Raw genomic sequence first — 14,734 nt, forward strand, 5'->3', positions numbered from 1 at the left:
ACTGGAAACTATCAACCTCGACTTGAGGTTTAAAGTTATGCTCAGTATGTATTTCTTGAGTTGAGAGTATGCGGACAGTGAGCCGGGCAGACGCACCGCCCGCCGCGTGTCGGAAAGTGTTCGGTCAATTCGCGGCAGAATGACCCACGACAGCCCACCATTCAGTCGAGTACCGACTAGCTGGGGCGGAAAATACCATTGCTGGGAGCCGAAACATCGAATTCGCCTGCCCGGCCCGCATCCGTGAGTGAAATCAACCGCGCCAGCAGTGCGGCCTTTCGGGCAGAGTCACTTGCGCTGCCCCACACCACACGTTGACCAACGCCAGACAGCACAAAAGAAACGTCGTCTTTCGTTGTGGCCGTTGCGCTCACAACCTGCCCCCCGACATCAGCCGGTAGCGAAAGGAGCACCTCGGTAACCGCCGCAAATGCCGGGCTTGAGGTATCCGCTCCCCCGACAGAAATAACGGGTACGCCCTCGATGTTCTCTGCAGACTCCTGAATCGTGATGCCCGCTGGATCAACCAAACGAAACACCCCGTCAACCTGCACAGAGCCGATCGGCTCGCGTTCAACGACATGAACGAGAAGAGTGTCAGGGGGAACAATTTCGGTGACGTAACTGCGGATCAGAGGAAAAACCGATAGCTCCTCGGTGATCGCGTCAAAATCGAGAAGCGCCAGCGGTGTGCCCGTATAGATTTCAACGGCTGCCTGAATCTCGGCCGGATCGATGCGGTTGGTTCCATCGACAACGACCGTCCGCAACGACAGGATTGGCGAAAACACTGCGACCGCGATCAGGCCAAACAGGGCTGTCACTACACCGACGGCCGAAAGAAGCACGACCTTGCGATGTCGCGCACGCCGAGTAAAACGCCGCAGTTCAGCTCGCTCTGCACGCCGTCGAGCGCGTGCTGCCTGCCGGAGTTGTTTTTTGGCCAAAGCATCGGCACTCGGGGCACGCGCACGCAACCGCGGCCTCGGTGCGCGCTCAGCTTGAGGCGCATCCGCGACACGGAATTCCGCGCCCCGGACCGATCCGGAACGGACGGGCCGAGATGTCATCGGCGTCGTTTTCGATTGGGGTTGCGCACTTTCACTAGCACGCTTGCGCTGAGACTTGGCGCTCGGCGGCGATGAGTCGACAACAGACTTATCGAAACCCTCAGGCCTCTTCACTCGGGACCCGATCCGTGACCGTCGGCGAAACCGGAACCCTCTCCCCTGGATCCCCCAGCGCTGCAACAAGCTGCGGAATAATTCGGTATACATCACCACAGCTCAGCGTCATCACGATGTCGCCCTCGTTCGCCAGCTCGGCTACACGCAGCGCAGCCAATTGCCAATCCGGAACAAAATCGACCCGCGTAGCATCCGCAAACTGCGACGACACAAGCTCGCCCGTAACGCCAGGAATCGGATCCTCGCGAGCACCAAACACATCGAGAACCACCGTGTGGTCGGCGAGTCGCTCATAAACCTCCGCGAACTCGGTCGCCATGTCACGCGTGCGACTGAAGAGATGAGGTTGGTGTACAGCGATCAGCTTGCCGCTGCCAAGGACGCTTCGGGCTCCGCTAAGCGCTGCCTCGACCTCGGTCGGATGATGAGCGTAGTCATCGTAAACGCTCACACCACCAACAACCGCGTGAAGCTCAAAACGCCGCTGAGTTCCCGCGAAACTCGACACCGCGTGGACCGCTCCGTCGAGCTCGAATCCGAGACTGACGAGAACTGCGATCGCTCCGGTTGCGTTCACCGCATTGTGTCGACCAGGAACCGACAATTGAACTCTCGCTTCACGGCCAGCCACAGCGATCGAGAAAGCAACTGGCCCCTCTGTCGTCAACGAATGCATTCGCACCGTCGCATCCTCAGCTTCGCCGAAGGTCACGATATTTTTGTGGGTGAGCCGGTTTGTGACACGAATCGCGCCAGCATCATCACTCGACACCACAACGGCCTCTGAAGCGCCAGCGGCAAACTCCACAAACGCATCATCGAAAGCCTCATGGGAGCCATAGTGATCCAGATGGTCGGCATCGACATTGGTGATTACCGCAATCGCCGTGGAATACAACAAAAACGAGCCATCTGACTCATCGGCTTCAACAACAAAAAGGTCGTCAGCTCCTGAACCGGAGCTAGTTCCGAGCCCCTGAATAACACCCCCGTTAACAAAGCTGGGCGATGACCCCAGCTCGCGAAGCCCAGTAATGATCATGCCGGTAGAGGTGGTCTTACCATGAGCTCCCGCGACAGCAACTAGTCGACGATCTCCCACTAGCCACGCCAGCGCCTGGGATCGATGCAACACCGGGATACCGCGGACTACAGCCGCAAGATACTCCGGATTATCTGGCCAGAGCGCACCCGTGTACACCAGCGCGTCGGCCGAGCCAAGATGAGCAGCATCGTGCCCAATGTTGATCGTTGCACCCGCCGCCCGCAGCGCCTCAATCGTCGCGTTGGAGGAGCGATCTGATCCCGTGACGGCGATTCCGGCATCCAGAAACATTCGAGCAATACCGCTCATGCCCGATCCCCCGATGCCCACAAAGTGGGCCGACGTGAGGGGGCCAGGTAGCGCCATAGTGAGGTCAGGGAAGATCATAATGTCAATGGTAGATCGCGGCCGAGGGCCCGATCGACGAGTTCGAGCATGCGATCAGTTCCATCCAACGACCCTATCGTCGACGCCCGCGCAGCCATATCAGCGATTTCTGCACGCCTGCGGAGCAACGGAACCAACTCAGCAGATATCCACTGGTCAGTGAAATGTGCGTCGGCGACCACGATCGCGGCCCCAGCATCCGTTGCGGTGCGCGCGTTGTATTTTTGTTCACCGTTGCCTACGGGATACGGAACATAAATAGCCGGTACGCCCAGCCCGGTCAGTTCGGCAACGGTCGACGTTCCGGCTCGGGCGATCGCCAAATCAGCCGAAGCCAGCGCTAGCTCCATGCGATTGCAATACTTGATGACGACATACCCCCGCAGACCGGGATCATCAACACCATCACGGTACTCCCCGGTGATATGGAGGACCTGCCATCCTGCCCCCAAAATTCGGGCCACCGAACCCGCGACCGTATCGTTAATGCGCTTCGCGCCCGACGAACCGCCCGTGACCAATAACGTCGGCTTGTGAGGATCAAGCCCGAAGAAATCGTCTGCCTCAGCGCGCGCAGCAAATCGATCTAGGGTCTCGATTTCGGCTCGAAGCGGCATCCCCACGACGACACCGCCGCGAATGCGCGTGCGATCAAAAGCAGTCCCGACGAAGGAAGTGAAGAGCGAACCCAGGCGATTAGCCATTCCCGGCCGACTATTCGCCTCGTGAATCACCAGGGGTACGCCAGCCTTACGAGCTCCGAGGTACGCCGGCGCGGCTACATAGCCACCAAAGCCGACAACAACATCCACACCGCGCTCAACAATGAGTTCCGCAACCTGGACGATCGTTTCATGGAGACGACGGGGAAAATTTAGAGCCGCGCGATTGGGTCGTCGTGGAAACGGGAGTTTGTCGATCGTCAGCAACTCAAACGCCCTCTCCGGGACCAGACGGGCCTCCAGGCCCTCCGCGGTGCCCAGTACCAGCACTTCGGCATCCGGCTCGCGCACACGAATTCGCTCAGCCACAGCCAGAAGAGGGTTCACATGACCGGCAGTTCCTCCACCAGCAAGCAAATAAGTCGTCATTGCCTACCTCGTGCCCGACTAGCCGCCATCATGCGGGAGCGGTCAGCCGCAGACTGTGCTGGAGGTGCTGCAGACGAAGTTGTTGGCGGCTCTGGCCGATTGCCAGCTCGCGCGAACGACAACACAATTCCGATAGCGAGCAGTGTTGCGATCAGAGCCGAACCGCCAGTAGAAATGAGCGGCAACGGAACCCCGAGCACCGGGAGCACACCCAGGACCACCGCAAAGTTCACAAAGGCCTGACCCACCGTCCACACCATCACTCCCGCCGTGGCGATGCGCACAAAACTATCGTTGGTCGAACGAATAATGCGGATAAAACCGATCGCCAAGACAACAAAGAGCAACAGCACCACCACCGCGCCAATAAGCCCGAGCTCCTCACCGATAATGGCAAAAATGTAGTCATTGTCGGCGTGCGGCAGCCAGCCACGCTTAGCAACCGAGTTACCCAAGCCTGTGCCGAAAATACCGCCACCGGCCAAGGCCCAATAAGCGTGTTCGATTTGCCAGCACGCATCCTGGTAGTCGAGTTCGGTGCATCCATTGAGCCACACACTGATGCGTGAGCTTCGGGAACTGCTGGTTCCCGCAAATAAGAGCGCCGCGACTGCTACGGCCAACGCACCGACCGCGAGGAATCGCAACCGCACCCCGGCGAAGAAGAGGCACCCGAATATGATGAGCAGCATGATGGATGCGGTACCCAGGTCGTCGCCGACAAGAACAAATGCGATTGCGGCACCCGCAACAGGCGCAACGGGAAGCAACACTTGGCGCCAATCGGAAAGCACATCCTGTTTGGTCGATAAGACCCAGGCGACCCAGACGATTATCGCCACCTTGACAAACTCGGAGGGTTGCGCGGTGAACGATCCAAACCGAATCCAGTTCTGGTTTCCGCCATAGCCGTAGCCAATTCCCGGAATAAAAACGAGAAGTTGAAGAACCCCACCAAGGATGAGGCCGGGCCACGCCCACCGCTTCCAAAACCCTACGGGTGCACGAGAGGCAACGAGCATGAGGGGCACGCCGATCAGCGCAAACAAGCCCTGGCGTAGGAACCGTCCGAAGAATCCTTCGTCGGCGGTGAAAGATTCCACCGACGACGACGAGAGCACCATGACGAGGCCAAAAATCACCAGGAAGAGCGTCGTGCCCAACAGCAGAAAGAAGTTGCTGGATTGCGCGGAAAATATGCGCTTGACGGGTACCCGCGCCGAGATGGGCGCATCCGCTGACGCTCCACGAGAAGCACTTGGCTTGGGACCAGATGGTGGCAGAACTGGGGCAGAGCTACTGCGCCGCTGGGGGCGCTGCGGGGGCGTCGCTGATGTCATCGTTGCTCCCTCCTAGTCGCTCACGTACGGCGATCGCGAACTTTTCTCCGCGATCGGCGTAACTCTCAAACTGATCCATTGATGCCGCGGCCGGCGCCAACAAAACCGCATCACCCTCCCGGGCAATTTCGCTCGCAATCTCAACGGCGCGCGGCATCACGTGTTCAGTGTCAGTCGAGTCAACCTCGAAGACGGGAATCTGGGGCGCGTGTCGCTCGAATGCCGAAAGGATTTGTGCCCGGTCGGTGCCGATCACGATCGCCGCCCTGAGCCGTTTAGCGTGTTGCTGTACCAGAGGTGAAACATCAACGCCCTTGAGGAGTCCTCCCACAATCCAGATCACGGGGTCTACGGCAGAGAGCGATGCACCAGCGGCATGTGAATTTGTCGCTTTGGAGTCGTTAAGCCACGACACTCCCCCACTCTCCAACACGAGCTGATTACGGTGGGCATCCACTTCGAAGCTGGCAACGCCAGCGCGAAGCGCATCGACCGTGATTCCGGCTGACCGCGTCAGCGCACTCGCCGCGAGAATATTGGCGAGCATGTGCGGTGCCGCCAGATGGCGCTCGCGAAGCTCGTCGAGCGTGAATAATTCAATCGCCTCGTTGTGGCGGTCGCCGTGAAACGCGCGCTCGACAAGCAGGTCGCTGACGATGCCAAAATCGCTCGGACCAGGCGTGTCGAGCCCAAAACCGATGGCGCGGCAACCCTCAGTGACCTCAGCCTCTTCGACCATTGATTCGGTGGCGTGAACCGCCCGGTTATAGATCGCCGCGACCTTCGTATTCGCGTAAACGGTGGCCTTGGCCCGGGCATAAGCTTCCTGTGAGCCGTGCCAGTCGAGATGATCGTCGGCAAGATTCAGACAGACACTTGCCATCGGTGAAATCGCCCCGGGGCCGTGCCTCGGCATCGCATGAAGTTGAAAGCTCGAAAGTTCGACGACGAGAAAATCGAAGCCACCGGGGTAGCGAATTGCGTCCAAAACAGGAATGCCAATGTTGCCAACAGCGCCTGCCCTGAAACCGGCCATCGTAAGAATGTGTGAGGTCAGCTGAGCCGTCGTGGTCTTGCCATTGGTGCCAGTGACGACGATCCATTCGGCGGGGGTTCCGGTCTTGTCGCGCAACCGCCAAGCTAGCTCAATTTCTGTCCACATCGGTAGACCAGCGCTACGACACCACTCCACAAGCACGTGGTCCGGTGGATATCCCGGCGAGACGACGACGACCTCAGGCGCGTGCGCTGTGAGAGCCGCAATCTGTTCTCTCGCCGTGCCGCCGATAGCGAGAGTTGCACCAATAACGCGGGCCATTTTTTCGCGGTTGTCGGATGCTGCGTCCGCTACAACGAGGACCTCAGCCTTAAGTTCGGTAAGAGTGTCGGCCGCTGAGAACCCTGTTGCGCCGAGACCAAGTACGGCAACGCGCAGGTCTGCCCACGGCGAGTGCCAACTGGTGAGGGAGTCGAGATCATGCACAGTTACTGGTTAATCCATTCGAGGTAGAAGAGCCCGACACCGGCGGCAACAAACATCGCGGCGATGAGCCAGAAGCGCACCACAACGGTGACTTCTGCCCAGCCTTTGAGCTCGAAGTGGTGGTGCAATGGGCTCATCAAGAAGATCCGTTTACCGCCGGATAGTTTGAAGTAGACCCGTTGCAGGATTACTGAGCCGGTAACGATCAGGAAGAGACCGCCAATGAGAACTAGAAGAAGCTCAGTGCGACTCAAGATCGCCAGGGCCGCGAGTGCGCCACCGAGGCCGAGGGACCCTGTATCGCCCATAAACAGGTGCGCCGGCGAGGTGTTCCACCAAAGAAATCCGATCAGCGCGCCGACGATTGCTGCCGCGATGATCGCGAGGTCCAGCGGGTCACGAACGTCGTAGCACTTGTAGAACACCTCAAGGTCAATTCCGTCGTTGCTGCAGGACTGATTGTTTTGCCAAAATCCAATAAAAATGTAGGAGGAGATCGCAAAGATTGCGGAACCGGTAGCGAGGCCATCTAGACCATCGGCGACATTCACACCGTTTGAGGTGCTCACAATGATGAGCGTGACCCACAGTGCAAAGAGAATCGCTCCGATGCCAACGCCAAATGTTGCCAGATCAAGCCAACTGATGTCGCGGACCGCCGAGATCATCGAGGACGCAGGAGTCAGCCCGTTGCTGTTGGGAAAGTTCAGGGCGAGGGCAGCGAATCCAGCGGCGACGATGACCTGACCGGCAATCTTTGACCAGCCACCGAGGCCCAAGCTGCGCTGTTTTCTGGTTTTCAAAAAGTCGTCAATGAACCCGATGAGCCCCAACCCGACCATGAGATAGATAACAAGAAGCCCTGAGAGGGTGACGGGCTCGCCTCCAACCCAGTGTCCGACGAAATAACCCATGGTCGAACCGATGATGAACACGATGCCACCCATGGTGGGAGTCCCGCGTTTTGTGTGGTGGCTTTCTGGGCCATCATCACGAATGAACTGGCCCCACTTGAGCCGCACGAACAAACGAATGAATAGTGGCGTGAGCAGAAGTGTGAAAATGAGCGAGAAGCCCGCAGCGATGAGCAGTGCGATCATACGCCGACACCCGCAATCTGGTCACCGAGGTGGCGAAGACCGGCAGAGTTCGATGATTTCACCAACACAACATCACCCTCCCGCAGTTCCTCACGCAGCACAGCGTATGCCTCTTCGACGTTATCGACGAGTACCGACTCTCCATCCCACGAACCTTCAAGACCAGCCGCATTATGGATGTGACGGGCCGCGTGGCCGACAACAATCAGCTTTTGCACGTTCAACCGCACAATAAGTCGTCCGATGCGATCGTGCTCTTCATTGGCAAAATCGCCAAGCTCCGCAATCTCTCCCAGTACCGCTACAGAACGGTTTTCTGGGCCAACAATTTGCACCAGCGTCTTGAGCGCCGCAGCCATCGAGTCAGGGCTTGCGTTGTACGCGTCGTTGATAACTGTCACACCGCCGGGGCCTCTCAGCAGCTCCATGCGCCAACGTTCTGCCCGTTCGATCGATTCCAGCGCAGCCACTGAGCGCTTGGGGTCGATACCGAGGGTACGGGCGGCGGTGATGGCTGCGAGGGCATTCGTGACGTGATGTTCTCCCAAGATCCGCAACTGCACCGGGATGGTTTCGTCGCCGACGTGGAGGATGAATGCAGTTCCCTGCACTGTCGCTTCGATCTCGTCAGCCCACACGCCGGCGCTGGAATCGAGGCCGAAAGAACTGACCGACGCTTCGGTCTGCTGACCCATGGCTTTGACCCGGCCGTCGTCATAGTTGAGCACTGCGGTCGCATCGGACGGCAGGGCAGTAACCATCTCAGATTTTGCTCGCGCGGTCGCTGCGGCATCGCCAAACTTGCCTATGTGTGCGAGGCCAACCATGAGCACAATGCCGACGTCGGGCATTACGATCGACTGCAGCCTAGCGATGTCACCAATGCCGTCGGCGCCCATCTCAACGACCAGATACCGGGTGTCATCGGTGACGCCGAGTATTGTGATCGGCGCGCCGACATCGTTGTTGAATGACCCCTGCGGGGCAACGGTTTTCCCTTCACGTTCAAGGATGCTCCGAAGCATGTTCTTCGTTGTTGTCTTGCCATTCGAGCCGGTGACGGCAACAACCTTGAGGGCACCATGAGCTCGGACGCGCGCAACGACGGTGCGGGCGAGCGCATGGAGTGCGTGAACACCGTCGTCCACGATGATCTGAGCGACGTCCAGATCGAGGGGGTGTTCAGCGATCACCAGAGCAGCACCATTGTTGACAGCACTTTCGGCGAAGAGGTGGCCGTCAGTCGACGCACCCCTGAGCGCAAAGAATATTGAGCCGACTGTGCTCAGTCGTGAATCGGTGTGCACTGCAACGGCGGGTAAACGGCGTTCGCCGGCGGTTTCGTCACTCATCGTCCCGCCGACGGCGGTGGCAATCTCAGCGATGCTCAGTTCGATCACGTGGGGTACTCCAGTTTGGGTGAGCGCAGCGAAGATTCACCAGCGCAATGGCAGGTCCGGTCCCGACGATTCCGACGGAGTAACACGGTAGGTAGTAAGTGTCTGGGCCATGATGTCTCGGAAGGTTGAGGCTATCGCGCCGGAGTATATGGTATCTGGAATACCTGCGGTCGCGATCACAACGTATTCGGGGTTGTCGGCGGGAGCGAGTCCCGCATAAGAAATAACCACTTTGCGACCGTAGCCACCGTCTTCGGCGACCTGAGCCGTTCCGCTCTTTACTGCAACGCGGTAGCCCGGTATTTGGAGGTTCGGTGCCGATCCACTTGAGCTGTACACCATCTCCATCATCTGCAATGTCTGCTGGGAGGCTTCCGGTGAAATGACCCGGGTGCCTTCGACCGATGGTGTGTCTGTGACACTCCCGTCGGGCCAGTAGCAGCCTTCTACGAGAGCGGGTGGAACCCGCACCCCGCCGTTGCCGAGCGCTTGATAGGCGCTCGCCATTTGCACCGACGTCACGCTGAGACCTTGACCGAACTGAACAGCGTAGTTGGTGCGTGAATCCCAGTCGTTGGAATCGTAGAGTGCGCCGCTCGACTCACCATTGAAGTCAATTCCGGTTTCTTCGCCGAACCCGAAGCTCTGAAGGTAGTCGTGACGGGCCGATGCCTTCAACAGTTCTGTGTACTGAGCGATCGCAGTATTGGATGACTCGACGAGTGCTCCGGCAAGAGTCAATCTCTGGTCCTCGTGATAGAACGAATCACTGATCACCCCACCGCCGTTCGCCAAGTCGAGCGCGTAGGGTGACACGACTTGAGTGCGCTGGTTCGCAACGCCGGCATCGATCAGTGATGCCGCCGTCAGGACCTTCACTGTGGAGCCGGGCTCGTACGGGGTGCTGAAGGCACGAGAGCCGAGGTCCCGGACATCAGAAAGATTCACATTATTGGGGTCAACGGTAGGCCAATCGCTCACCGCAAGTAGGTGTCCGTCGCTGACCCGCATGACAACGGCCGTGGCCCAGGTGGCTCCCAATGCTTCGGCAGTCTGAGCCATGCGCTGCTGAACGTAAAATTGCAGATCGCGATCGACGGTGAGTTTCAGGGTGCCACCATTTTTCTGCTCAATCATGTCGACGGAGCTTCCCGGGAGTGCCACCCCATCTTCACCCCGGGCATAACTTGCTTCGCCATCTTGGCTCGCGAGGCATTCCTTTTCTGTCAGCTCAAGCCCCGCCTGCGCGCCATCGGTTCCCATGAACCCAACAAGATTGCCGGCGATTTCTCCGTTGGGATAGCTGCGCTCGGGACGCAACTCGAAGTACAGCCAGGCAATGTCAAGCTCAAGAACGGCTTGATATTGCTCGAGCGTGATGCCCTTAGCTAAGTATTCAAAATCAGACTCCGGGTTCTCCAGAATCATTGTGAGTAGCGCGGTGGGGTCTCCCCCGATGACCGAGGTGATCTTTGTGAGCTCTTCCAAGACGACCACTGACGCGTTTTCGCGGAGCAGGGTAACGCGTGGCGAAATCACGATGTCAAAGCGTTCGACACTGTCAGCAAGGACAGCACCTCGCGTGTCTACGATGTCGCCGCGCGTGCCGTATGTCACACGCGTAAGTGTGCGCTTGGTGTCAGCTTCGGCCGTCAGTGCCTCAGCTTGCACAACTTGGAGGTCGATGAGTCGAACCAAGAATACGGTGCTCAACGCGAGAATCGTGAAGACCACGAAGGAAACTCTCGCACGGGTTGAGCGCGGCTTCATCGAATTCCCCCTCTGTCGATCACGTCAATCATCGTGTCACTGGCGCGGGAATTGCGTTATTCGCTAATTCTGGCGCGGCGGTCGATGCCCCGGCAACCGTTGCCGTTGCCCTTGACGCTGCTGCTGCTGCTGCAGCTTGTACGGCGTCCGCGGCAGCCGCCTCAGCGCTCACCAAAGGCATCGCGGTCAGAAGTGTATTTCCGACTAGCCCACACGTTCCGCCACAGCCGGTCGGGTCTGCGCTGCCGGGAAGGCGAAAAACTGATCCATCGGCAATGTTTAGCGAGTAGGGAGTCGCATTGGGAACCATCCCGAATCCCGCCGCCTGAGTGGCGAGGTTCTGAGATGACGACTGTAGCGCCAACGATTCGAGCAGGTTTTGCTCGGTGCGATTCAAAAGTTTTTGCTGATCCTGCAACGAATCAATCTGGTACGCACCCTGAGTCACCACAATGCTGAGCAGCAACTGTGCAGCCAAGATGAGGAAAAGACTTGCAACAGTCACCACCGCGTAGAGCACCCGGGGGCGGGCCTGACGCTGCGCCCGGGTCGTGACAATTTCAATGTGCGACGGACGCGGGCGCGGGTTCTGTGAAGGCTGTGGCTCTGCATATGCGAGGTTCGTGCTCATGAGATGACCCGCATTCGTTCAATTGCTCGCAATCGCACCGGCTTCGCGCGGGGGTTAGTGAGTTGTTCTGCAGCGCTGGCCTGTTCTGAACCGCGAACGAGGAGCGTCAACTCGGGAGCGTGCTCCGGAAGCTCCACCGGGAGTCCCGCCGGAGCAGTCGAGCGTGAACGACGCTGGAGTTCGCGTTTTACGATTCGATCCTCAAGCGATTGGTAGGCCAACACGACCATCCGACCGCCGATCGCCAATGAACCAATCGCGGCCGGGATCGCACTCTCCAGCACCGAGAGCTCTTCATTGACTTCGATGCGAAGTGCCTGGAATACCCGCTTGGCGGGATGCCCGGCGCGTTGAGCTGCCGCAGGAGTCGCCGCGATGATCAGTTCAACCAGCTGGGCCGAAGTAACGAGAGGCTGCTGCTCACGGAATTGCACAATGCGGCTAGCGAAGCGTGGAGCCAACTTCTCGTCTCCGTAAGCGTAGAAGATGCGGCGCAGTTCAAGCTCACTGTAGGTAGCGAGGATGTGCTCGGCGGTGACGGGAGTCGAGACATCCATTCGCATATCTAGCGGAGCGTCGTGTGAGTACGAAAACCCCCGCTCAATCCGGTCAAGTTGGAGGGAAGAGACGCCGAGGTCAAAGAAGATGCCCTGAGCTTTCGAGAATCCCAACGAAGCGAGTGCCTGCGGAATTTTGTCGTACACAGCATGAACGAAGTGCGTGCGGCCTGCGAAAGGCTGAAGCCGACGTCTAGCGATCGCAAGGGCATCCTCGTCTCTATCAATCCCCACCAGAGTGAGATCAGGGAAACGCTGGAGGAATGCCTCCGCGTGGCCGGCCATCCCGAGGGTTCCGTCAACCAGAACAGCAGCGGGTGCGCTAAGTGCCGGTGCGAGCAGTTCAACGGACCGCTCGAGCAGCACTGGGGTGTGGATTGTGTTGTCTGTCATGGGGTTAGGGCTAGGTCTCGGAGGCTGATCCCCATCCGATGCGACCTGATATCGGGGAAGAAAATCAGGGCGTTCGGCTGGGAGTCAGCGCCAAAGATCTAAAAGAGTCCCGGAATCACCTCCTCCGTGGTGTTGACGAAATCTGCTTCGTTGGCCGCGTAATAGGTGTTCCAAGCCTCGGTGTCCCAGATCTCAGCGCGGTTACCCGCGCCAATTACGGTGAGATCCCGGCCGAGCCCGGCGTAGTCGCGCAGCGCAGCAGGAAGGGTGACCCGGTGCTGCTTGTCGGGGGTTTCCTGATTAGCGCCAGAGAGAAAGAGCCGCAGGAAATCGCGACCCTGCTTGCTCGTGACCGGCGCCTGGCGAATTTTCTCGTGCATTACTTCAAACTCGCGCTGGCTGAAGACATAGAGGCAACGCTCCTGCCCCCGCGTAACCACGACGCCAGAGGCAAGTTCTTCACGGAACTTTGCCGGAAGGATGATGCGGCCCTTGTCGTCGAGCTTGGGGGCATGGGTGCCTAGAAACACGACAGCCTCCCCTCGTTCTCCGGCCCGGATTCAGGTTTCCTCCACTTTACTCCACTCTCAACCACAAATCGAAGGTTTTTGGGCGGAATTCATGAAGATGCCTGAAAAAGGCCCGGAAGCATAAGGAAATCAGAGTGGAGGAAATTTGAGCAGCTTTTCTAAAAACCCCGGTATTGACCAGCTTTGGGCACAAAAAAAGGACCAGCCCGGAGGCTGGTCCTTGAAAGTGGAGTGGCTGGGAGGCTATCCGCGACCGTCCTGGCGACGATCCCAACGATCGTTAATCGTGTCCATGAACGATGCTCCGCGTTTGGGAGTGCGCCGCGAGGCAGAAGGAGGTGCGGCAGACTCAGCATCAGAAGCAGACAGACGCCCCGGCGCTACAAACAACAGAACGCCAACGAACATCACCACAAACCCCAGCACACCGACGAGCGGTTGTTGGATGATGACCCCGGTCAGCAGCGAAATAATGCCCGCGACCCCGACCAGTACACCGATCACCATCATTCGGTAGTTGGGCTTGCCACGACGGGGGCCAACAGCACTGACGAAATCAGCGTCGTTTTGATAGAGACTGCGCTCCATCTCATCGAGGGCCCGCTGCTCTTGCTCTGAAAGCGGCATTCCAATCCCCTCTCTTTGGGATCTACGGCTATTGCTCCATAGTACGCCCCGTTTCAGTCGCTAGGCTAGACAGGTGCCTGAGAGTAACCAGTTAGTTGACCTTGTCCAGCTGAAAATTGATGAGTTTCTCGCTGAGAAGCGTGCCGGACTCAACACCATTGCGCCGGAGCTCACTGCTCTCACCGATGTCGGGGCTTCACTGCTCTCTGGTGGTAAGCGGTTCCGGGCACTGTTCTGTTACTGGGGTTGGCAGTCTGTAGCCGGTATTCCCTCGTCAGAAAGCCCACTCAACGACGATGCCGTGTCGAAGGAACTGCCGGGTGTGCTCATGTCCGCCTCTGCACTCGAACTGTTCCATGCCGCAGCCCTCGTGCACGACGACATCATGGACCGGTCAGACACGCGCAGGGGCGCACCTGCCGCGCACCGCCGCTTCGAGCAGATGCACCTCGATGGTGGCTGGGCCGGCGACGCGGAGGCCTACGGGCAGTCCGCGGCGCTACTCCTCGGCGACCTGCTGCTTGGCTGGAGTGACGAACTTCTCGGGCGCGGACTCGCGCTACTTCCTCGCCCTTCGGCGCTCGCCGCGCGCAAGGAATTCATGACAATGCGCACAGAAGTTATGGCGGGCCAATATCTCGACATCCACGACGAGAGCGCATGGGCAAGCTACCCCGAATCCGGAGCACTCGAGCGTGCGCAGCGCGTACTGGTGTACAAGTCGGCGAAATACAGCGTTGAAGCGCCTCTCGCGGTGGGGGCAAGCCTCGGTGCCGGCAGCGATGAGCAGATCGCAGCGCTACGATCCTTCGGGCTCCCACTCGGAGTTGCATTCCAGCTGCGCGACGATATTTTGGGAGTGTTCGGCGACCCAGAGCTGACCGGTAAGCCCGCCGGGGATGACCTGCGCGAAGGTAAACGGACCGCGATTATCGCGATTGCTCGCCAAAAATTGTCCGGTAGCGCCAACTCAATCTTGGACGAGCTCCTCGGAGACCCGGATCTCACCACGGAGCAGGTGAACATGATTCGCTCGACGTTGCAAGAGTCAGGCGCCGTAGACCAGATCGAGAAGGTTATCGGTCGCAACCTCGAGCGCGCGTGCGAAGCGATTGAAGGGGCTAACCTGGCTCCGACTGCTCGCACACAACTTCTCGAACTAGCCACAGCAGCGACGACACGGTCGTCATAGC

13 protein-coding genes are annotated in these 14,734 nt (G+C 58.8%); 1 reads left to right on the forward strand and 12 read right to left on the reverse strand.

Features of this window, described 5'->3' with window-relative positions; all coding sequences use genetic code 11:
* Positions 1-176 precede the first annotated feature (176 nt).
* The 12 genes from FB472_RS01235 to FB472_RS01290 all read right to left on the reverse strand — a co-directional run bounded on the left by FB472_RS01235 (position 177) and on the right by FB472_RS01290 (position 13,541).
* Positions 177-1,070: a cell division protein FtsQ/DivIB gene (locus FB472_RS01235; RefSeq protein WP_215730364.1), complete on the reverse strand. Its 894-nt coding sequence runs from the start codon at positions 1,068-1,070 to the stop codon at positions 177-179.
* A gap of 100 nt (positions 1,071-1,170) precedes the next feature.
* Positions 1,171-2,619 (reverse strand): UDP-N-acetylmuramate--L-alanine ligase, encoded by a 1,449-nt coding sequence (gene murC, locus FB472_RS01240; RefSeq protein WP_141989312.1) that lies wholly within the window; start codon positions 2,617-2,619, stop codon positions 1,171-1,173.
* Positions 2,616-3,710, reverse strand: coding sequence for a UDP-N-acetylglucosamine--N-acetylmuramyl-(pentapeptide) pyrophosphoryl-undecaprenol N-acetylglucosamine transferase (locus FB472_RS01245; protein WP_141989313.1), 1,095 nt, complete (start codon positions 3,708-3,710; stop codon positions 2,616-2,618). The genes murC and FB472_RS01245 overlap by 4 nt, the downstream gene beginning before the upstream one ends.
* On the reverse strand, positions 3,707-5,050 hold the full coding sequence (gene ftsW / locus FB472_RS01250) for a putative lipid II flippase FtsW (protein ID WP_141989314.1): 1,344 nt from the start codon (positions 5,048-5,050) through the stop codon (positions 3,707-3,709). Before ftsW ends, FB472_RS01245 begins: the two co-directional genes overlap by 4 nt.
* On the reverse strand, positions 5,007-6,533 hold the full coding sequence (murD, locus tag FB472_RS01255) for a UDP-N-acetylmuramoyl-L-alanine--D-glutamate ligase (protein WP_141989315.1): 1,527 nt from the start codon (positions 6,531-6,533) through the stop codon (positions 5,007-5,009). Before murD ends, ftsW begins: the two co-directional genes overlap by 44 nt.
* Before the next feature lie 2 nt (positions 6,534-6,535).
* The gene (gene mraY / locus FB472_RS01260) at positions 6,536-7,633 is read right to left on the reverse strand and encodes a phospho-N-acetylmuramoyl-pentapeptide-transferase (RefSeq protein ID WP_141989316.1); all 1,098 of its coding nucleotides are present in this window, start codon (positions 7,631-7,633) and stop codon (positions 6,536-6,538) included.
* Complete coding sequence (locus tag FB472_RS01265) at positions 7,630-9,033, reverse strand: UDP-N-acetylmuramoyl-tripeptide--D-alanyl-D-alanine ligase (protein ID WP_141989317.1); 1,404 nt, start codon at positions 9,031-9,033, stop codon at positions 7,630-7,632. Before FB472_RS01265 ends, mraY begins: the two co-directional genes overlap by 4 nt.
* 36 nt (positions 9,034-9,069) lie before the next feature.
* A complete protein-coding gene (locus tag FB472_RS01270) occupies positions 9,070-10,767 on the reverse strand; it encodes a peptidoglycan D,D-transpeptidase FtsI family protein (RefSeq protein ID WP_246078004.1) in 1,698 nt (565 codons plus the stop codon).
* Positions 10,768-10,831: 64 nt separating this feature from the next.
* Positions 10,832-11,434 (reverse strand): cell division protein FtsL, encoded by a 603-nt coding sequence (gene ftsL / locus FB472_RS01275; RefSeq protein WP_141989319.1) that lies wholly within the window; start codon positions 11,432-11,434, stop codon positions 10,832-10,834.
* Entirely contained in the window at positions 11,431-12,384 is a 954-nt protein-coding gene (gene rsmH / locus FB472_RS01280; protein WP_021810181.1) for a 16S rRNA (cytosine(1402)-N(4))-methyltransferase RsmH, read from the reverse strand. Before rsmH ends, ftsL begins: the two co-directional genes overlap by 4 nt.
* A 98-nt stretch (positions 12,385-12,482) precedes the next feature.
* Positions 12,483-12,914 carry a division/cell wall cluster transcriptional repressor MraZ gene (gene mraZ / locus FB472_RS01285; RefSeq protein ID WP_141989320.1) on the reverse strand — a complete coding sequence of 144 codons (432 nt, stop codon included), beginning with the start codon at positions 12,912-12,914 and terminating at the stop codon, positions 12,483-12,485.
* Between the two features lie 243 nt (positions 12,915-13,157).
* Entirely contained in the window at positions 13,158-13,541 is a 384-nt protein-coding gene (locus tag FB472_RS01290) for a DUF3040 domain-containing protein (RefSeq protein WP_141989321.1), read from the reverse strand.
* Between the two features lie 73 nt (positions 13,542-13,614).
* Between FB472_RS01290 and FB472_RS01295 the strand changes: the two genes are divergently transcribed.
* A complete protein-coding gene (locus FB472_RS01295; RefSeq protein ID WP_141989322.1) occupies positions 13,615-14,733 on the forward strand; it encodes a polyprenyl synthetase family protein in 1,119 nt (372 codons plus the stop codon).
* Position 14,734 lies beyond the last annotated feature (1 nt).

The organism is Rhodoglobus vestalii (assembly GCF_006788895.1).
GTDB classification, from domain to species: domain Bacteria; phylum Actinomycetota; class Actinomycetes; order Actinomycetales; family Microbacteriaceae; genus Rhodoglobus; species Rhodoglobus vestalii.

What these genes read in the sequence shown, in the direction of transcription:
- FB472_RS01235 (WP_215730364.1), bottom strand. Translation starts at nt 1,070, where the DNA reads ATGACATCTCGGCCCGTCCGTTCCGGATCGGTCCGGGGCGCGGAATTC.
- murC (WP_141989312.1), bottom strand. Translation starts at nt 2,619, where the DNA reads ATGATCTTCCCTGACCTCACTATGGCGCTACCTGGCCCCCTCACGTCG.
- FB472_RS01245 (WP_141989313.1), bottom strand. Translation starts at nt 3,710, where the DNA reads ATGACGACTTATTTGCTTGCTGGTGGAGGAACTGCCGGTCATGTGAAC.
- ftsW (WP_141989314.1), bottom strand. Translation starts at nt 5,050, where the DNA reads ATGACATCAGCGACGCCCCCGCAGCGCCCCCAGCGGCGCAGTAGCTCT.
- mraY (WP_141989316.1), bottom strand. Translation starts at nt 7,633, where the DNA reads ATGATCGCACTGCTCATCGCTGCGGGCTTCTCGCTCATTTTCACACTT.
- ftsL (WP_141989319.1), bottom strand. Translation starts at nt 11,434, where the DNA reads ATGAGCACGAACCTCGCATATGCAGAGCCACAGCCTTCACAGAACCCG.
- rsmH (WP_021810181.1), bottom strand. Translation starts at nt 12,384, where the DNA reads ATGACAGACAACACAATCCACACCCCAGTGCTGCTCGAGCGGTCCGTT.
- FB472_RS01290 (WP_141989321.1), bottom strand. Translation starts at nt 13,541, where the DNA reads ATGCCGCTTTCAGAGCAAGAGCAGCGGGCCCTCGATGAGATGGAGCGC.